The sequence below is a fragment of the Bradyrhizobium sp. USDA 4501 genome (genome assembly GCF_054062115.1).
The window spans coordinates 1,758,413-1,777,809 of the sequence record NZ_JBSSEX010000001.1 but is presented as its reverse complement, the minus strand read 5'-3'; the positions used below and the strand labels follow the sequence as shown (position 1 = coordinate 1,777,809).

The window sequence follows — 19,397 nt, the reverse complement described above, 5'->3', positions numbered from 1 at the left end:
TGGTCTGCAACTGCGATAGACGGTGATTGGTCATCGTTGCGTGGGAGCGGTCACTCTGTCCTCGACCGCTCCATCGAGAGCCGCCGACGGGTAATGCGCCGGCACGACGATGTTTAGAGAAAGACGATCTCTAGTCTCGAGGGCGAGGGATCGCACACCGGCATGGCTATCCGCTTCTCATGCACGTTTTCCGATTTACGTCCTTCCGGATAGCTCTGTCGCCCCAGGACAATCGCTGCGGCTCCCACCGCGACAGACTCCCCTTTGGTATCACCGTCCAGATGGCCTTGGATAAAGGGGGATAGGCATATGAATTATATACGTTGATATGCATTGTGCGGGGGCGTCTGGCATGTGATTGCGGCTTCGAGCACAAATCTCAACTATTGGGGCAGGACCGGTGTCTTCTGTGGAAATACATCAGCACATTGTTTCCCTTCTTCAGAAGTCGGATCCGGTGATCCTGGATATCGGATGCAACGACGGAACCGACACGCAACACTTTCTCAACCTGTGCCCGCAAGCGCAGCTCTACTGCTTCGAACCTGACCCCAGAGCGATCGCGCGCTTCAAGAAGAAGCTGGGCCCATCTCTCGACAAGGTGAGGTTGCTTGAAATCGCGATCAGCGATCGAAACGGGGTGATCGAATTCCATCCAAGCAATGCAGATGGTGATGCGAAGGAATGGGACCTTTCCGGCTCGATACGCCGCCCGAAAAATCATTTGACTGAGTATGATTGGGTTCGTTTCGATCTTCCCGTCCCGGTTCAAACGCGGCGGCTTGACGATTGGTGCAACGAAGCCGGGCTGAACAGCGTCGATTTCATCTGGATGGATGTCCAGGGAGCCGAAGCCGACGTCATCGCCGGCGGCATGCAGACCGTCAGCAACACGCGCTTCATCTACACGGAATACAGCGACCGCGAGCTGTACGAAGGGCAGCTGTCTCTCCAGGCCATTCTTGACCTGTTACCGTCGTTCGAAGTGGCGGCGCATTATCCGCGCGACGTGGAAGGCGATGTATTGCTCAAAAATACGCGCTTCTAACGGCTACTTGAATACGGCGCTCATTCGTGGCTGGAAGACTGATTTGCGCAGTTATGCCGCCCAAAGCTGCACAACCAGTGATCAATAGGGCGAACAGACGTAGCGGTCGGACAGGCTTGCAAGCGTCGTTTTTGTTCGCGGCTGTTATTGCAGATCCCGCCGATGGCGGCCACGTCGAGGCTTTGGTGAGAGTGTGACAATCACCGGCTTGGCGAGCCGGCACGACCGGCGAGTTTGCGGTCAGTCGCCCGAGCCGTTTCAGATGCTTGAACCAGGACGACCAGCCGGCGCTCCAAGCGTTTGAGCGTCTGAACGGCTGCTGTATGTTCTGGGCCTCTTGGAAGCTCGTGCACCCGTTCGAACAAATGCCAAAGCAATTGCATGAGTTCGCGTAGCTCCTTGAGTTGGTCGGATTTCGTCACGCACTTGGCGCCGCTATTGTTATTTCATGCCGTTGCTCACGCCATCCCTGGCGTCTTCCTTGTTCGAACGGGTCTGAATCTGCGGACAACTTGGTCGCAGCAGGCTTCATTTGAAGCTCCCTTTATCCATGAGAGCATAACTGCAGCAGCCGATCATCCCGTAGGCCTCCTCGGCCGTTCTGGGACGAATTAATCTCACGGCCGAGACTTGGCAAGGACTGTGCCATCGCCAGGCTCAGTGCAAAAAAGGCAGGTGAGGATGCTGTGCGCCTTTTGATCAGTTCGAAACTTGCGGCAGCGGACGAGCGCGACTGATGAAATGAGCGTGCGCCGCCACTTCAGCGAGATAGTGATCCATCGCGGTTCGCGCGAGGGCGGTGCCGGGGTGACGGAAGTGCACATAAATTCCGTCCTGCCAGCGACTGATCCACAGGTATGTCTCGCAAGCATCAGAACTACGACTGATCATAAATCGTGTCCGCCACCGCGGCCACAGGTCTGACCCCGGCACAATGCGATTGTCCATATAAGAGACCATGAAACGGTCGCGCAGCGCGGTGCCGAGCAGCTCCATCGCTTTTGGAAATGGCACCTGAGCGGTTTTCTTGGCTCGCTTGAGCTCGAGCCGCGCGGCGCGCAGGAGTTCCGGCAACGTGCCAGCCAGGCGGAAACGCACCGGGCCCATCCCGACATACCATCCTACCGAGCGCATCGAGGGCAGATCGTACCGCGTGTGAAAGGGGGCAACGGCGAGGAATTCTCGTTGGTCTGCCAGTGTCTTTCCGGCGAGCGCCAGACAGGCGAATAATCCCGTCGTCGCGTTTCCGCCCTGGGACCTGCAGCCGCGATCGAACTCAGATGCTTGTGCCGCATCGAGCAGCCACATTCGCCCTGTGCGTTGTAAGGTCCCCTCCGGGACACCGAGTGGTAGCGGAAAATCCGGCAATTGACCGCCGGTTGCGGCGATCAGTTCGCGCCAGTGAGCGATAGCAGGATGATCATCGGTCAAATCGCCCAGTCGCGCTCGTTCGGATTCAGCGTGGTCCAGATAGCTGCTCACCGGTGCCAGCCCGGGCGCCACTCCTAGGATTGCGGCTGTGTACAGCTCGCGGATTTCGTATGGCACCAAGGCGATGGAATAGGCATCGCTGACGGAGTGGTCGCAGGCCAAGAGGAGGCTTGTCGATGTCGGCCGGGTGATCGTCACGAAGACATATGCCGGCCAGGACAGCGGCTTGGTCTCTGCGTCGAACAGCTCTTCCAGTAATTGAGCTATTTCATCGGGATCGGCGCAGTAACTCACGACGGTTTTTTCAAGCGCTGCCGCGCCTCGATCAATCGTGGCACGACGAATTGCCGATCCATCCTTGACCAACCGGCTGCGTAGCGCCTCGTGCCGGTCGACCCAGCCAAGGATCGATTTGGTCAGCGCAGCGCTGTTGAACTCGCCCGGCAAGTCGAAGGCGGTGCCGAGCCAGCCGGGCCGGCCATCTTGCGCAAAGCGAAGATGGTCCTCCTGAACATGGGACGGACGGCGCGGGTCGGGCCGCCAGCTGACCGGGTCGGGAACGCTGACCCGCCATACCATCAGCCGACCCGGCTGCCGATCAGTCTCGCAAAATTCCTTGATGTCCATGAAGGGTCGTCGCGATGGTTACAGGTGCAAGCTGCGCATGCGGCGCAGCGGCGAGCGCCAGATCCAGAGTATCGAGGCAGTGCCTAGCACGCTGCTGGTCAGCAACATGGTGCGCAGGCCCGTTGCAGCGGCGGCCGCGCCGCCGACCAGTGCGCCCAATGAGCCCAGTCCCCACACGACGCAGCGGATGCTCGCATTGACCCGGCCTTGCAGGTGCTGCGGGACCAACCCATATCGAATTGGAACTTGCTGCACGTGGTAGAGTCCCTGGCCGATCCACAGAATGAATTGGGAGAGCGCCACGCATGCCACTGCTGCCCACCAGGGCCCGGTGAGCAGGGCCGCAAGGCTCATGCCTGCCGCGCTCACCGCCAAACCGGTCATTAATACGGGACCAAGCCCAATTGTCCGGCCCGCCCATGGTGAGCCTGCCGCGCCCACCACACCACCAAGCGCGCCGATGCCGAGAACCATGCCGACGATCCGGCTGTCGAATTCGAGAGTCCTGGTCAGATGCAGCAGAAAAGCCGCAGAATACGCGTTGTGCCAAAAGATGAATGTGCCGGTGGCCAGGGTAACGGCCCTTAAAACTGGATTGCCGAACACGCTCGCCAACCCTTCCGCCATTTGGACGAGCACAGTGCTCGAGGGGGCCGCTGAGCATGAGGCGGCACGCATCGGCACCAGCGAGAGCAACGCGGCGGCAAGCAGAAAGGAGACGCAGTCGGCCAGGATTGCGGTTGGAGCGGAAAACGCGTTGATGAGCCAGCCGGCCAGAAACGGACCTGCGGCCATCGCGGTCGCCTGGCTGAATTCCAATGAGCTCTGCGCCCGAACCAGCTGAGACCGGTCCAGGACTGCGGGTATGCACGCCAGATAAGCCACGTCGGCGATCACCGCGGCTACCCCAACCAGCACGGTTGTCACGTACAGCTGAACCATTCCCAGATGTCCAAGGCTGGCGCACAACGGAATGGTGGCGAGCGTTACCGCCATCACCACATTGGCGGTCAGAAGGATTCGTCGGTGCGGGAGACGGTCGACGATGACCCCAGCGAACAGGCTCACGAAAAGGCACGGTGCCCGACCGCAGGCCAGCAAGAGCCCCGCCTGCGCCGGTCCGGCATCCAGCAGGGTAATTGCAGTGAGCGGCAGCGCCAGCACGGTTACGTTGGAGCCCAGCAAGGAAATGGTCTGACCAACGAGCAGCGCAAGGTAGCTGTTTGGCAGCCGGTGAGGCACACCAGATCGGTGCCGGCGACTCACGCGTCGCCAGACGGGGTTGAGGTGGACAGATAGCCTAATCGGGCCAGTTCACTTCCGGCGATCTCCTCGAACTCCAAAATCTGAGCTGGCGTCAAATCCTGGACATGGCGACCGATCCGTCCCTGATGCAGCGGCTTTCCCGCAGCCTCGGCTGCCGGATGGTCGTGCGGTTGTTCGAACAACGCGTGTTCGTATTCAGCGTGACGCAGCACGGCCTCGTCCCAAGGCAAGCCGAGGTGATCCAAAATCGCCGCCAGAGTACTGCGGGGACTGCTGACAAGGTCCTCGTAACGCACCTCGAGGTAACGGCCAGGCGGCGCGATTCCGTGCGGCCGGGATACCACTTCAGCCCAGCCCTGGGCGGCATCGGCAATTGTTCGGTACCCCCAATCAGGAACTGTCCTCAGATGAGAGGCGGCAACGTCGCGGCCGTCCCGCACGATATGCACGAAATGTGCACGCGGCCACAGGCGGGCGAAGTCGTCGATCCGGGTGATCTTCCGCTGCAGTTTCAATCCCCAGCGTTGGGCTCCGCTGCGCGTCCGGCGCAACTCGCCGATCTCGTTGATGAGGTGGCATCGGTCGGCGAACGAAACAATGTCATTGCCGGTGACGACCATGACCTTGCCGACAAGTTCGCGCACGTCATCGAAGTCGAGACCGAAGCGGCGGCACTGCACCAAAAAATGCATCCCGTCGTACCAGAACGGATCAATTGTGTTCTTGCGTGCGCCCATGAGCCGTGAATCGGCCGCAAGCAGATCGATGGCACCAAGAATGTGCGGCCCGAGATTGGGCGGTTCGAGGAAGTCGATCTCTGGCCCGGCTACCAGATCCAGATGCGAGTCGAGCACGATACTCAGCAGGGTGGTGCCCGACCGGTTGTCACCTCCGAGAAGCACCGGCGATGTGGAAAATGGATCCGGTTGCGACATGGCCTTGTTCTCTGTTCGACATGCGTGCTTGTCAGTCGACGGGCGCATTGAACCAGCGCCGAACCGCTCCCGGGGTGGCAACGAAATGATCTCTGGCGAACCTTACTGCGGCTGCGACTGGATCCGGGTCGCGAGCCGGGCTCTCCATGCGGGACAGCGCCGCCGGAAGGGCATCTCCAGCTGCTTCGACGGCGGCCTGCACATCGGTGTCGGATACCGCCGCCGATGGCATGAAACGCCCACCATACTGCATCAGAAAGCCCCGACCCCACATTTCCTGGAAGAAGGCATGGCCAAGTTCGGCGTCAGCAAATACGACGTCGAACATGGTGGGCCAGGCAAACGCCCATGCCGCGACCTGCTGTCTTGTGAAGACGCCGTTGAGCCCCTTGATCAATTGCTCGCCGACCTCGCCCATCCGGGCCAGCGCGGTCCCATCGCGCAGGGCGTGCAGGGTGCTCAATGCAGCGGCGAACGGGGTGACTTCGCGCTGGTAGGTGTTTCCCATGTATGTCTTTTCGGCCGCGGCGAGTACGTCCGCTCGGCCCGCGACTGCCGACAGCGCCATTCCGTTCGCCAGTCCTTTGCTCAGTGTAATCAGATCGGGCGTGAGGCCAATCGCCATGTGGTACCCGCCATGGGCGTAGCGAAATCCGGTCATCACCTCGTCAAGAATAAGCAGGGCGCCGTGCCGATGCACCAGCCTCTGCAGTTCCTGATGGTATTCAGGCGGGAAGAAGTTGACCTCCGGGGTGATGATCACCGCGGCGACGCGCTGGACACTTGCCAGCTCGTCGAGCAAGTCTAGGTTGTAGCGGAAGTCCACGCTGTCCCGGTCCCGATTGGGCAGCCCCATCTCCGGTCGGTCCTGCAGCTGCCAGTCATGCCAGCCGTGATATCCGCTGGTCAGTACATGGTTGAGGCCCGTGAACGCGCGGGCAAGGCGCACGGCTGCGGTGGTAGCGCAAGATCCGGTACGGAAAAACATTGAGCGTTCCGCGACGGGGAAGATCTCCGCCAGCCGTTCGGCCAATTCGACCCGGTGCACGGACAGCGGTCCGGGCAGAATCCCGCCGGTACGGCGCATCTCAGCGGCTGCGTGCGCCACGACCGGCTCGAATCCGGCCCCCAGCGGCGCAGCACCGCTACAGGAAGTGAAATCGACGTATTGCTTTCCATTGATGTCCCATGCATGCGCGCCTGACGCGCGCGTCATCACGACCGGAAAACGCCTGTTGAGATCCCACTTCTGCGAGGCGGTGACGCGCAGGGCGCGTCGCAGTGCCGATCCATGCCCGTCGGTCGCGGTCACGGCGGCAGTAGGCGTGCTGATCGACAAAACCCGTCTCCGTTGCGCTCTTTACGCCAGTTGCGTGACTATTCTTCGAGCGATCCGCAGCGCGTTCGCCTGAATGGTGAAGGTCGGGTTGACGCCTCCGGCATAGGGGAAGAAGCCGCCATCCGCGACATAGAGATTGTCGATGTCATGCACGCGACCCCATCGGTCAACCACCGATTGTGTCGGATCGAGTCCCGCCCGACAGCCGCCATGCAGGTGGCCGCTGCCGAACTGATAGTTGGAATCTTGATAATCGACTTGTGTTACCCCAGCCTCGGCCAGCAAGTTCGACGCATGTCGGGACAAGTAACCTAGTCGGCGCTTGTCGAGGGGATGGGTCCGATAATCGAGAATGATCTTGGGCAAACCCAGCCCGTCCCGGCTGGTGGCCAGCCGGACCGCATTGTTGCGCATGGGCTGATCGGCCGCCAAAAAATGCAGCCGTAGCCTTATCTCTCCGTCGGAATCCGTGCGTTCAGGCGGACTTGCTTCGTAGATCATTCCGCCAAGCCCCGAAGGCGCCTCGTCGTCCAGGTAGTGATCGGACACCGCGACAGTGGAGAAGGGGCGGCCAAGCTGGGGCGTGATCGGCGGATTTATCGTGGTCCTACCGGACACGTAGCCGCTGATCTTAAAGGAGATGCCACTGCCTACCATGCCAGATGCGTTGCCGATGCCGTTGGGCGCTGCCTGTTGCGTCGACCGTAGGAGCAGGGCGGCAGACTGCACCGCGTTGCCCGCGAGTACCACGCAGCGGGCGCGGACCCGAGCGCGTTGTCGGTTGAGCGTATCCATCCATTCCACCGAATCGGCTCGACTGGCGTTGCCGAGATCGATGCGGACGGCCTTGCTGCCGGGCGCAACCGTCAGCGCGTCCGGCGGCAGGGCGATACCCGTGAACGGCGAGCGTGCGTCGGCCCTCGCGCCGCTCGGGCACAGATGTTCGTTGCATGGTCCCTCGCAGCCACAGGCTGGCCGGCCGCGATACGGCATCGAGTTGATTGCCAATGGAGTGGGGAACGGCAGCCGGCCCAGGCGTGCCCCGGCATCGGCAATCAACTGGCCCTGCACGCTGTACTGGTGCGGTGGCAGAACGGGGGGATCGCTCGGCGGCTCGAGCGGGTCCGCTCCGGCCAAGCGGGCGACTCCGACGTGCCGTTCCAGCTCATCATAGAATGGGCGTAGTTCGGTGTAGTCAATCGGCCAGCTCGGGTCGAGCGCGTCCCCGGCCACATGCGCTCGTGCGTCAAAATCGATGGCGCGACAGCGGAAGGCTATTCCGGCATACAAAGTCATTCCGCCGCCGAGCGCGCAGACGGTCCACGGACGCCCGAACGGCGTCAACGTCCCTGCCGCAGACTGCACCAGCGCGCTATCCATCCCATTTTGGACGCTCGCCAGCGAAGCGCCGGGAGGAAGTCTTCGACCTTCCTCGAGAAGCAGTACTCGCAATCCGCGTTGCGCGATCTCGTGAGCGACCGTCGAGCCGCTGGCGCCACTCCCGATTACGCATACATCAACAATATCGGCCATCATTTTCCCATCTTCTGGCAACAAATATCGCCGATGCACAATAGCGCCGTATTCATTAGAGAGCAGGTGCCATCAGTCTCATCGCGAGTGCTGAACGCGCGGCTGATCCATACGATCGCCTCGGATTATCCGGTTTGGCCTCGCTCATCTGCAAGGATCATCTGCAAGGATCATCGCCGTGAGATCGTACAATATGACGCCGCGTGCGATTCAAGCCCTTCGAGGCAGCAACCGCATGAATATGAGCAAGCGGCTTCTTCCGAACGTAATTTTTGATAGATCTAAGAGCTCTCAAAGCAAATTCACCCACCTGTGCTCCTGTTGTGAGCACCAAACATATATTTTCGTGATCGAGAAGGCGCTCGCAAGTTCCGCTTCGAGGCGCCATGCGGGGAGCTTTTAAGGTCGCACACGCTGGAAAGCGTCGATCGGTCACTACTCTCATATATCATTGTGCGAATTGTGCGCGGTTTGATCGCGGGAAACTCAACCGGTCCGTGTGATGATGGACCCACCAGCAATGCATTTTCTTTCACAACTCTCCGCAATCATCAGACGCTGGCTGGAGTGACTCAAGCTGCGCCCTCCATAGACGGCAAAAAAAGGCCCGGCCTGATCGATGGCCGGGCGTGAGTCAGTCTGGGGGAGCGAGGCTGCTAAGCATCGCGCCAACTTCCGTCGACAGAGGGAGGACTGTCGGCGGTATTTGCGGCAAGGCTTTCACCGCAAATTCAAACAGCGAAAGGATCATGTCTGACAAATCTGGTGTGAATTGTCCTCCTTTGCGTAATCTCATAGACGATGATTGGAACAGTGGCATTGCACTCTGCTGTACACATCCGACCGCATCGGCGTCATCGTCTCATTGTGGCAGCTCGGGTATCCTCGTTAGCTGCTCTGAGATGGTACAACGTGACGCCGCGTGCGAATCAAGCTCTTTGAGCTGATCCGCATACAATTTCAAGCTGACCGTCTTTCACAAGCAGCTAAGTGCTCCGAGAGGGATAGACTCACGTGTTGCATCCGCTTTTTTTTGATGGTCGTGCACCGCACCGCGATCGAGGCGTCGTTGCGCGCATGTTTTCCATGTGAGCTCATGCCTGTTGGCCTTTCCAGAAGCTGACGTGCTTTCTGATTGGCGGCCGGGAATCTTCAGCGCACCATTTGAGTGTCTTGTTAGCCAGCCGAATGACACGGTCGGCGTCGACGATCTCAAATGCGCGATGATCATTCTACCAATACCGGCAGATTGGTCCGGGCACGACAGACCTGGAGCCCGATCTGAGCATCCTTACTGGGGAGTTGCGGGGCACGGCTTATTCGGCGGGCACATCCCAGCCAAGCGCCAGAGCTGTGCTGGCAACACGGAAATCGCTCTCCTGTGGCCGCGGGTTCTTCAGCGGTTGACGATGCGGATTTTCTGAAGCTTGCTGGCCTTCCCCGAAATCCGATCGGGGACAGCCGTTCGCTGCGGCGAGATCGCGGCGGGGCGCTGGCCGGGTGGGCGAATTGCGCTGGATTTCGCCCACGAACAATGCATTCGCCTCAAAGCCAATTACAACCGGCGCTCGGTCGTGCCTACCCGAAACCTATCCCAGGCTGACGAGGCGATCGCCGTTCCTGCTGAGTCGTTCCGGCTCCAAGAGGACAAAACTCGACGTCCTTGCCGGTCATGCCAGTGAGTTTAGTACGAAGCGGTCCAATCTGTAGCGCGGATAACACATTGCCAGGGCCGGCGAGACAGTTGGATCGCTGCGTACAATGTTTAGTGGCGTAGAAAGGCCGATGTGCCCGTAAAATTACAGGGCAATAGAGTGTGCTTGAACTGTCGTTCGCGGCTATTGGTCGGATAGAGGGTCAAATGCATCATGCGGTTGGGAGCCGCTATGAGTCGACAACGACAGATGAAGAGCGTGAGTTGGTGCGCTGCAGACAGGAGATCGCGCGTCTCAAACAGCTAGTCGTGCAGCTTTCTGAACTCGTCTTGCGCAATGTCACGCAGAATGCAGAGGGCCGAAAGCCGCAATCCGACTGACGCGCTCGGCCGTATACCGAATGGTTAATCCGCAGATGATGGACGTTAGACAAAGCCATTATGATCCGCCGCGCGGCGTCCCCCTGGGGGAGGGGAGCGGCCCCGCCCTTGTTCTTCATGGGGCGGGGCCGCGTAATTTCCGGTCGAACCGCTTCGTGGATCGATAAACATCAGTGATACGTATCGCACGGATGTGAGTCTGCAGGCTCTCGATCAGCCCTTTCATCTTGTCGATCCCTCATAGATCTGCGTTAGGCAGGTCTAACAAGCTCCATTGCCTCCAACCCGGTGGAGGCGCTGAGCCTGGAGAGCGGGCCGTGCATCGATCGGGTAAAGGTCAACGATCGGCGTATGCACGCGGTGGTCGCTTTATGCGGATAGCGATCTATGGATACGAAGCTGCTCCACAGCTAGCTTTGATATCTCTGCTGGATCGCTAACCCCACTTGCGCCGATCGCGATGACCTTCTTCGCGACGATTTCAGCGATAGGGTCGTCTCGATCAACCAAGCAAAGCGAATGCAGTGTCTGTGCATAGGCCAAGCTCAGACATTCAATTTCTTCCGGCCGTAGTTTACTGCCCTGGAGTAATCGATCGATCGGCATTGATCACCGCTCCGGGAGACACGCCAGCTTTGATGCGTCGGCCTAAGATGCGTCAAAACGCGCTCGGGTTGGTCTCGCTGTAGCCGGCCTTGTCATCCCACCTGTAAACGACGTAGTCGAGCTGCTTGATGTCACCCTTGGCGTCGTATTCCAGCTTGCCAATCACCGTGTCCCAGGAGCCCGCCTTGATCACGTCCATCACCTTCCTCGGATCTGTGGTGCCGGCCTTGGTTGCGGCCTGGGTCCAGACCTGAACCGCAGCGTAGGTGTAGAGGGTGTACCCTTCGGGATCGATGTTCCTGGCTCTGAACTTACTGACGATGGCAGCCGCCACCGGCTTCTTGCGTGGGTCTGGCCCGAAAGTGAAGAGCGTACCCGCTCCAGCTGCGCCGGTGATCGAGGCAAATTCCTTGTCAGCCAAGGCGTCACCCGACATCAGTACGGTCTTCAGGCCCTGATCACGCATCTGGCGCAGGATGAGACCTGCTTCCTGGTGATAGCCGCCGACATAGACGAGGTCGATATTGTCCCGCTTTAGACGCGAGACAATCGCATTGAAATCCTTGTCGCCCTTGTTATAGGACTCGTAAATCTTCTCGATGACGCCGGCCTTGTTGAGGGCCCTCTTCGTCTCGTCGGCAAGCCCCTTGCCATAGGTGGTCTTGTCGTTGAGAATGCCGATGTTCTTGCCCTTGAAATGCTTGGCGATATAGTCGGCAGCAACCTGGCCCTGCTGGTCGTCGCGGCCGCAGACGCGCGCCACGTTCCATAGCTTGCGCTCGGTGAACAGGGGGTTGGTCGAGGCGGGCGTGATCTGCAGTACGTTGCCGTCCGCATAGGCTTCTGAAGCCGGGATCGACGACGAAGAGCAAAAGTGCCCGGCAACGAATGGGGTCTTGGCGGCAGCGATCTTCTCCGCGACCGATCGCGCCTGCTTAGGATCGCAGGCATCGTCCTCAATGTCGAGGGCGAGCCTCTTGCCGAGTGCGCCGCCGGAAGCGTTGATCTGCTCCACCGCCATCTCGGCGCCGTTCTTCATCTGTCGCCCGAAGGCGGACTCGCCCCCAGTTATCGGTCCAGCGACGGCGATGGTGATGTCCTCTGCCAGTGCCGCGGTGGACAGCGCAATCAGTGCTCCAAACGCAAAGCCGATCAGCTTGAGTGATGTCATGGATGGTCCTCACAAGGTAAATACAGCGGCGAGTAAGTCGAACAAAGCAAAGCGATCCGGGCGACGGCCAGCGCCTAAAAGCAGCCGGAGATAAAGTCATGGTCGCGCATCGAACCCCTTCGAGTGCACTGCCATGATGGAGGAGCAGCCCACCTTGAGCCGGTGGAGAAGCAGTCCGTCACGCCGAACCCTATAAAACGGTGAACTATCGGCAGGCAGCTCATCGTCCGAAAGCAGTACAAAGGACATTTTCCGATGCCGTTCCAGCAGAGTGAGGAGGAGCCGGGGCGCGTACGCAAGGGTAGAGCTATATCAACGAGCAACATTAACGTACAAACGTTCGTCCCGTCTCATTCTCGCAACGCGTTGCCCATCTCATATCGCCCGCCGCTCGTTCAACGCGCGGCGCTACGTTGGACGAACACTAGCGGAAACGTGCAGCCAGGAAAGTAATAGCTCAGTCCGCAACGTACAGAGCTCGTCGCGTCAGGAATGCGTACGTGAGAGGTAAGCGGTCTGGACGGGAGAGAGATGAGGCGATCGTTCACATCGTCCGCCATTCGAAAGACGGACCACATGCCTCACCGACATCGGCGTCAGCCGAGCCCGCGACGAGGTCAGAAATCCTTGTCGTCCTTACAGGTCGTTGAACTCTTGATACTTGATGGCGAGGCCGGCAATTCATAAGGCGACAAGGCAACCGGCGCTCGTTTCAAATGAAGGCAAAGACGAGCAGGCTTGAGCAGAGGAGCGCGACGCTGGTTGCGGTCAGCGCGAGGAGACTACCCGAGACAAGGTCATGATTGCGCATGAATCGCCCTCGATTGGACCTATAACGAAGCACAGAGTGGCAGTTCGCTAAGCTAAATTCTTGGCGATTCTGATTGCACTATTCCTGCTTTCTCTGCGTGATGGTGCATCTTTGCAGCGTTATTGCGCCGCAACTCGTTGAAGCGCAGCGTAGCAAGAGCGGAGTTCGAAGCCTGTCAGAAGTGCATCAGTGCTCGGGTGACACGGCCGGCGAGCTGGCCTTGGTCAGGCGCTGGCGGGCTGCTCGCACGTTGAACTAGCCGTGCAGCCTGCCCGGAACTCGACCTTCTGCATATTCGAGCACGTCCGTCCGCGAAGGTTCCGGGCTTCGGAAAACCGGGTTACTTGGTCGGCCGAAGCGCCCGGCTACGTGCGTTTGCCGCGCTTGCCATCTCCGGCCGCATTTCCGCGCTCGCACCCTCGGGCGTGTCGTCCTTCCAGCGTACCGAGCCGAATGGCCTCTCCAGCATGCGGCGAACACGTACCGGCGCAGGACCGATGTGGAAGTGAATGGCCCGCCGCTCCAGGGCACGTTCCGACTGGGTCGGGCGGTTGCGCCAGCGCAAATAATCGAACCAGGTCGGAAAGTGATAGCGTTCGGTCCACAATTCGGGATCGGCGATGTCGCGCGCGATCGACCAGCCATAGGCGCCATTGCGCTGGCGCGACAATTGCACGTCCTGCATGATATTGTGAAAAGCGCGGGCGTTCTCTTGTGCAATTCGGTATTCGATCTCGACGACGAGCGGCCCGCTTCGGTCGGTCAACGCGAGCCGTATTTCGGGATCGGCGAGCAGCTCAGGCTCTTCGCCGCGCGCGCCGACACGGGGCATAGGTAGCCAACGGCCGATGAGTGGTGAGGCGAGCATCAGGGCGGCCGACACCAGCAACGCAATTTCAACGCCGGCCGCGTCGGTCAGATGGCCCCAACCCCAGCTGCCGACGGCGATCCCGCCTGAGCTCGCCGCTTGATAGGCTGCAAGCGAGCGTCCGGTCACCCAGCGCGGTGCCGACAGCTGCACCCCGATGTTGAACACCGCCCATGTCATCATCCACACGGCTCCAGCCAGGACCAGTGCCGCCGCGGTCAACACCGGTTGGCGACTGAGCGCGACCGCGGCCATCGCCGCGCCCATGGACAACGCGCACGCGCGGATCGCGGCCTCGCCGCTCATTCGTTTGCGGATCTCGGCGATGTTCAGCGCGCCGACCACGGCACCCAGGCCGAAGGCGCCGAGCATGATGCCGTAGGTCTGGGCGTCGCCATGCAACACATCCCGCACCACCAGAGGCATCAGCGCAGTAATCGCGCCGCCTCCGACGCCGGTTATAAGGGTGCGAAGCAATACAACTTTGATCGATGGCGAATTGCTGATGTAGCGCACGCCAGACACCATTGCGCGGCTCAATCTTTCGGGCGGCAAGCGTGAGGGGGCGCTGACGCGCTTCCAAAGGAACAACGCGACCATCAGCGGCAGATAGAGCAGCGTGTTGAGCGCGAATGCGGCCACTGCACCGGCGCTGGCTACCACCACGCCGCCAATTGCCGGGCCGACGCTCCGTGCGATATTGTAGCTGATGCCATTCAGCGCAATGGCCGCAGGCAGCTGCGCTTCCAACGGCACTTGTTCGCTTACGGACGATTGCCACGCCGGTCCCATAAGGGCCATCCCGCTGCCGACCACGAAGCAGAGTACGAGCAAGACATTCGGTGTGGCCAAACCAAGCCAGACGGCCACAGTCAGGCCGGTTGCGCCGGCAAGCGCGATGCCAAGCGAAACCAGCGCCACGATGCGGCGATCGTACATATCGGCGATCGCGCCGGCTGGCATCGAAATCAGCATCACTGGCAGCAATAGCGCGGTCTGCACCAACGCGACTTTGTCAGCCGAGGACGTCATCTGCGTCATCGCCCAGGCTGCACCGACACCTTGAATCAAGCTGCCGATATTGGACAGGAGGCTCGCAAGCCAGATACGGCGAAACGTCGCGTGCCGCAGAGGCGCCGTGATGCGTTCGGCGCTACGCGACTGGACTGTGGTTGAATCGGTCATGTCAGATCGTGATGATCTACCATGATTTGATTCTAATGCGGATCACAAGGATGTTCCTGGCGCGATATCGCGTCACATTGGCTTAGTCGTGAACGAGGCGCCGATCGCATGGCGGTGTTCGGCTTGTTTTCCGATCTCTCCATTTCAGTAAGCACGCATTCCTGGCTTACCTGGCGCTGTAGATCGGATGAGTGAGATCCGCCTCGTGCCTATTCGCTCCAGTGCGTCGCTTGCATTGCCGATACATGTCTTGCGCGCAAACTTTGTACGTAACGGACAGATTGGCGAAGTCCACGAGTGCGGAATCATTCGTCGCGAGATACGGTGAAGCGCTCCTTCACTGCTCGCTCGCATGGGCGCTTTAATCCAATTCGATCTGTATAGCAGTGGCCAAGTGCAGAGGCGGCTAGATTGCGCACGATCGCGCGGGATCGACGCTGTGCGTTCCGGCATCATGACGCAGGTCGGACGCTCCGTTGCTGCAGGCCGTGCGGAGTTGCCGTGGTTGAACGACTTCATGGAAAGCCCGGCGGCGCTGGACTTCCGAGCAAGAGGCGGCCGGCGCTCTGAAGAGTGCCTTCGTTTAAAGCGGCGTGCTGGGCAACCACGAAGCTGTCGCACATCGCGCGCGCCAGGTTGCTCGTCGTATAGAGCGAGCCAGTTCCGGCGAGACCGCTCGCGACCTTGCAGACCTCAGCGCTTTGTCGGGCGGCATTGGTCGCGGCGAGCCGCATCAGCGTCGTCGTGTTCGGCCGGACCGTGCCCTCCAACGCTTCCTTCCATAGCTCCTCGGTTGCATCATAGAAGAAAGAGCGGGCGGAACGCAGCATGGCTTCGGCTCTGGCCACTTCCAGTTGGATATAGCCGCGCTCTGCCATCACGGGCGCTCCAGTGATCGAGGCGCGGCTTCGGGCCATGGCGATCACCTCGTCTAGCGCGGAGCGCGCAATACCGATGCCGACAATCGCATGCGCCTGCGCAGCGAAAGCCACTGACGGGTAACGGTAGATCGGCCCGTCGAGTGTCGGCGGACCGCCGCGGATCAGGGTCCACTTCTCCGGCACAATGACATCGTCGACAACGACGTCATGGCTGCCGGTGCCCTGCAGGCCGATGACGTCCCAATTGGGACGGATTGTCACCTTCTCGGCCGGCATCACGGCTACACGTGCAAGACCACCTGTTGGATCATCTGCCACAGTGATCCCAACGCCTATCAGCTCCGCCCCCGGTGAGCCGCTGGCGAATGGCCACACGCCGTTCACGACAAACCCGTCGGCGCTTCGTTTAGCGGTCTGGAGCGGGAAGACCGCACCTGCGTACACCACGTCAGGTCCATTTGCGTATACTTCGCAAAGCGTGTCGTCTGGAAGAGCGGATAGATAGCAAGCCCCGTCACCGAAGCTGGCGACCCAGCCTGCCGATCCGTCCGCTTCGGAAATGCGCTCGATCAGGCGGCAAAAATCGGCCGGCGTTCGCTCTTCGCCGCCGAAGCGCTTGGCGGCCATGGCCCGATAGACGCCGGCGCGCTTGAAAGCGTCGATGATGTCGTCTGGAAGCTTCTGCGCGCGGGTGAATTCGTTCCGACGCGCGCGGATATCGGCCAGCAGCGGCGACAGATTATCCCTTGTCGCTGCCGTAACGTCGGTTTCTGGCGCGATCATCTCTGGCGGAGTGTTCATATTTGTCCTCGGTGTCTTGAGACGCCCAGCGGCGCAGCGGCATGATTGATGTGGATTGTGCACGCATGGCGGAGGCCCGGCCGGATTGATTCCAGTCGGAGAAGATCGTCGATTGCGTTGATATCGATTGTGATCGGATTGCAGGCGGTCTCCTCTCTAAATCACATCCCGAACGGATCGGGCCAAAGAAACGGGCCTTGAGGGCCGGGAAAGCTGGCCAAGATGTGGCTCGGCGTTGTACTGAGGCTGAACCGGCAAATCAGACCATAGGCGGCGGCGAGATCCATCCAACTCGGCTGCACGATGACTGCGAGGGGTGACAGCGCATGTCTTGTCATGTCTTCTCAAGCTGGCGATTTTTCACACATGGTGGCAGGCCACTTCAGCCCACGTCGTCAATTCCTGACTTGGCGCGCTCTAGCCCGCGGATCCCTTACCGTTTCCCCAGCAATCGACGTGCCATCAAACATGGTCCGCCAGCTGTGTTTGCACGGGGCGAGATCGCCTGGCACGAGTTGCGTCAACAGGATGCGTGCGAGCTCTGTGTCTGGTTCCAGTCACGATGTCATCAAGCGGACATGGCGCGAGGCGAGCGGACTGAAATAGGCCGGATAGCCGGCCTCAGCTATTTGCCGCTAATCGTAGCTGGGAACATGACGTATCGCTGGTCGCAGCCAAGGTTCACGGCAGCGCTGGCACAGTTGTGTACTTGTATCGAAGTTGAGCGAGGCTCGTCCGCGCCGCTTGAGCTGTTGATTAGAAGCGGACAGCAGATGCAAGGTGCTTGTAGAATGCGACGGCGGCTTCCGGCGCTGCCATCGCACAAGTCGCCGCCTTAAGGTGCTACGAGAGTTCTCAGCTCATGCAAGCGACTAGAGAGCTTCCAGCAGCCTACGAAGAATTTGGAGGTCTGCCCAGCAAGTGATCCGCCTGTTCGTAGTCTGTCGTAGCGAACGCAAGGGACTGGCGCAGATTCTTGGCGTGAGTCAACCTTTCGCGGCCGCCGGCGGCTCTATCTTCAGCGAACTGTCGCTGCTCATATAGCCGCCGCAGCGCAGGTCTTGGACGAGGCGATATTCTACGTCGGACATACCCAAAGGAAACCGCCCTGAGATCTCTTTTTGCGCTCGTACGAAACGATCAAATCTGAGGCCGAGGTGACACGCTTTGTCGAGGAGCTGGATCGTTTGTACCTCGCGTACGGCATTAGTCGGAGCATTCTCAACTACGTGTGGTCTACATGAATATGACCGAACGATGATAAAAAGTTCTCTATGAAGCTTCGGCAATGACAGACGAGCAGTGCGAGCTGGAACGTTGCGAAGCAAGAGAATGCGCGTCTCAAAGCCTGGTGGTGTGGCTGTCTGAAATTATCTTACGCGACGGCGTAAAACGCGCGGGAGACCAGAACTCCCGTGAATCTATGGCACAGCCTGGCTTACCGCTTCAGGGCAAGGGGGGCGGGCTCCGCCCTCGTCTCCCTAGTGGGTGGGGGCGGGGCCTCTTACCGCGCGGAGCACAAAAAGCACGCTAGAAAAAGGGACCATGGCCGACCACGTGCCCGCCGTTGTCGATGCGCTGGACTGCTCCGAAAGTGTTGCTCACAAGGGCGTTCAGCAGGCTGCCAATGCTTCGTCCTCTCTTGGTGCGGCCCAAGGAGCGGCCTTGATCAAAAATGCGATTCTGGGGCGACTTTCTTTGCAAGACCTTGCGGCAATAGGGGAGATCCTTGAGCCGATCACCTTGAGAAAAGGTATGACTCTGCATGAACCGAATAAGCATGTCGAGCACGTCTACTTCATAGAGTCGGGTCTCGCTTCGCTGAGAATTCTCACGGCGGGTAGCATGCTTGAAACGGCAGTCGTAGGATATCGGGGCGTGCTCGGCGCCGCGTTCTTGTGGGGAGGGCGTCTTTCGACGCGTCAATCGGTCGTGCTCTTTGCGGGAATCGCGCACCGGACCCGTATCGAGGATTTGCGTCGAGTGATAAAGGAACGCCCTGAGATCCGAGAGCATCTCGTTGGTTACATCCAAGCGATGACGTTTCAGTGCGTTCAGACAGCATTGTGCGGAGTTCGGCACGATCGCGAACAGCGACTCGCCTCCTGGCTCTGTTTGGCAAGCGATGCTGTTGACGCCCCTATGCTGCCCATTACCCATCATTGCCTTTCCGACGGCTTAGGATTGCGCCTTGCCGCGGTCACGGAGACGCTCGTCCGATTCGAGGGAAACGGGCTGATTCGCAAGGTGCGCGGCGTTTTGCAGATTGATGATCGCAAGTCCCTCGAGCAAAAGGCATGCTGTTGCTATAAGCGTGTCTCGAGCGCTTATGCCTCTTCGGTTCATTGTCTTGAGACGCGTGGGTTCTTTGGTCGAGCAGTCAGGGTCTGAGCGAGGCCTGCTCGGATGAGTTAGGCTCAGGGAGCTTAGTTTCTTCCCGGGCAATAGCCGCTTTCGCGACGTCTGATGCCCGGTTGCTGCGCCGATTTGCGACGACGGCACCTGGAGCTGGACGCCGGATCCAGGCTCGGTCATGACGTCAAAGCCTAATCGGGATGGCAACTCTCGGGCGAAGGGCACTAATGAGACGCTCGGGCTAAAATGAAGTTTGCTCGTCCGTTGCGTACTGAGTTCGTCGGAGCGCAGCCGAAGGGAATCAAAGTATTCTTTGCCGGGGCATGCAGACGGAAACATGAACTGCTGTCGATCACCGCGGGACGATAGGTGAATAGTGCGAATAGCGGTGCTGCAAGAGGGATATTGCGCGCATCAAAGCGCATGTTGTGAAGTGATCTGAAATAACCTCACGTGACCTAGCGCAAAGTGCTGAAAGTTGAACGGAATTTATGGGCTAGAATGC

At 59.8% G+C, this 19,397-nt stretch carries 11 protein-coding genes; 2 read left to right on the top strand and 9 right to left on the bottom strand.

Going from position 1 to position 19,397, the window contains the following annotated elements:
* The first annotated feature begins 400 nt into the window (after positions 1-400).
* Complete coding sequence (locus ACVWZM_RS08225; RefSeq protein ID WP_456852494.1) at positions 401-1,048, top strand: FkbM family methyltransferase; 648 nt, start codon at positions 401-403, stop codon at positions 1,046-1,048.
* A 699-nt stretch (positions 1,049-1,747) separates the two neighbouring features.
* Here the strand turns inward: ACVWZM_RS08225 and ACVWZM_RS08220 are convergent.
* The 9 genes from ACVWZM_RS08220 to ACVWZM_RS08180 form a co-directional block, all read right to left on the bottom strand.
* On the bottom strand, positions 1,748-3,106 hold the full coding sequence (locus ACVWZM_RS08220) for a condensation domain-containing protein (protein ID WP_456852492.1): 1,359 nt from the start codon (positions 3,104-3,106) through the stop codon (positions 1,748-1,750).
* 18 nt (positions 3,107-3,124) lie between these two features.
* Positions 3,125-4,348, bottom strand: coding sequence for an MFS transporter (locus ACVWZM_RS08215; protein ID WP_456852490.1), 1,224 nt, complete (start codon positions 4,346-4,348; stop codon positions 3,125-3,127).
* Positions 4,349-4,368: 20 nt separating this feature from the next.
* Positions 4,369-5,307 (bottom strand): sulfotransferase family protein, encoded by a 939-nt coding sequence (locus tag ACVWZM_RS08210; protein WP_456852488.1) that lies wholly within the window; start codon positions 5,305-5,307, stop codon positions 4,369-4,371.
* 31 nt (positions 5,308-5,338) lie between these two features.
* A complete protein-coding gene (locus ACVWZM_RS08205) occupies positions 5,339-6,646 on the bottom strand; it encodes an aminotransferase class III-fold pyridoxal phosphate-dependent enzyme (RefSeq protein WP_456852486.1) in 1,308 nt (435 codons plus the stop codon).
* A gap of 21 nt (positions 6,647-6,667) precedes the next feature.
* Entirely contained in the window at positions 6,668-8,182 is a 1,515-nt protein-coding gene (locus ACVWZM_RS08200) for an FAD-dependent oxidoreductase (protein ID WP_456852484.1), read from the bottom strand.
* A gap of 1,313 nt (positions 8,183-9,495) precedes the next feature.
* Positions 9,496-9,714, bottom strand: coding sequence for a hypothetical protein (locus ACVWZM_RS08195; protein WP_456852482.1), 219 nt, complete (start codon positions 9,712-9,714; stop codon positions 9,496-9,498).
* A 1,158-nt stretch (positions 9,715-10,872) separates the two neighbouring features.
* Positions 10,873-11,991, bottom strand: coding sequence for a branched-chain amino acid ABC transporter substrate-binding protein (locus ACVWZM_RS08190; RefSeq protein ID WP_253624311.1), 1,119 nt, complete (start codon positions 11,989-11,991; stop codon positions 10,873-10,875).
* A 1,151-nt stretch (positions 11,992-13,142) separates the two neighbouring features.
* Positions 13,143-14,855 (bottom strand): MFS transporter, encoded by a 1,713-nt coding sequence (locus tag ACVWZM_RS08185; RefSeq protein WP_456852479.1) that lies wholly within the window; start codon positions 14,853-14,855, stop codon positions 13,143-13,145.
* Between the two features lie 515 nt (positions 14,856-15,370).
* Positions 15,371-16,537 carry an acyl-CoA dehydrogenase family protein gene (locus tag ACVWZM_RS08180; protein WP_456852477.1) on the bottom strand — a complete coding sequence of 389 codons (1,167 nt, stop codon included), beginning with the start codon at positions 16,535-16,537 and terminating at the stop codon, positions 15,371-15,373.
* A 1,545-nt stretch (positions 16,538-18,082) separates the two neighbouring features.
* Here ACVWZM_RS08180 and ACVWZM_RS08175 point away from each other — a divergent pair.
* Positions 18,083-18,928 carry a Crp/Fnr family transcriptional regulator gene (locus ACVWZM_RS08175; RefSeq protein WP_456852475.1) on the top strand — a complete coding sequence of 282 codons (846 nt, stop codon included), beginning with the start codon at positions 18,083-18,085 and terminating at the stop codon, positions 18,926-18,928.
* The last annotated feature ends 469 nt before the right edge of the window (positions 18,929-19,397 follow it).

Excerpts from the sequence above, each read along its gene's own strand:
- ACVWZM_RS08220 (WP_456852492.1), bottom strand. The coding sequence starts at position 3,106 with ATGGACATCAAGGAATTTTGCGAGACTGATCGGCAGCCGGGTCGGCTG.
- ACVWZM_RS08210 (WP_456852488.1), bottom strand. The coding sequence starts at position 5,307 with ATGTCGCAACCGGATCCATTTTCCACATCGCCGGTGCTTCTCGGAGGT.
- ACVWZM_RS08200 (WP_456852484.1), bottom strand. The coding sequence starts at position 8,182 with ATGATGGCCGATATTGTTGATGTATGCGTAATCGGGAGTGGCGCCAGC.
- ACVWZM_RS08190 (WP_253624311.1), bottom strand. The coding sequence starts at position 11,991 with ATGACATCACTCAAGCTGATCGGCTTTGCGTTTGGAGCACTGATTGCG.
- ACVWZM_RS08185 (WP_456852479.1), bottom strand. The coding sequence starts at position 14,855 with ATGACCGATTCAACCACAGTCCAGTCGCGTAGCGCCGAACGCATCACG.
- ACVWZM_RS08180 (WP_456852477.1), bottom strand. The coding sequence starts at position 16,537 with ATGAACACTCCGCCAGAGATGATCGCGCCAGAAACCGACGTTACGGCA.
- ACVWZM_RS08175 (WP_456852475.1), top strand. The coding sequence starts at position 18,083 with ATGGCCGACCACGTGCCCGCCGTTGTCGATGCGCTGGACTGCTCCGAA.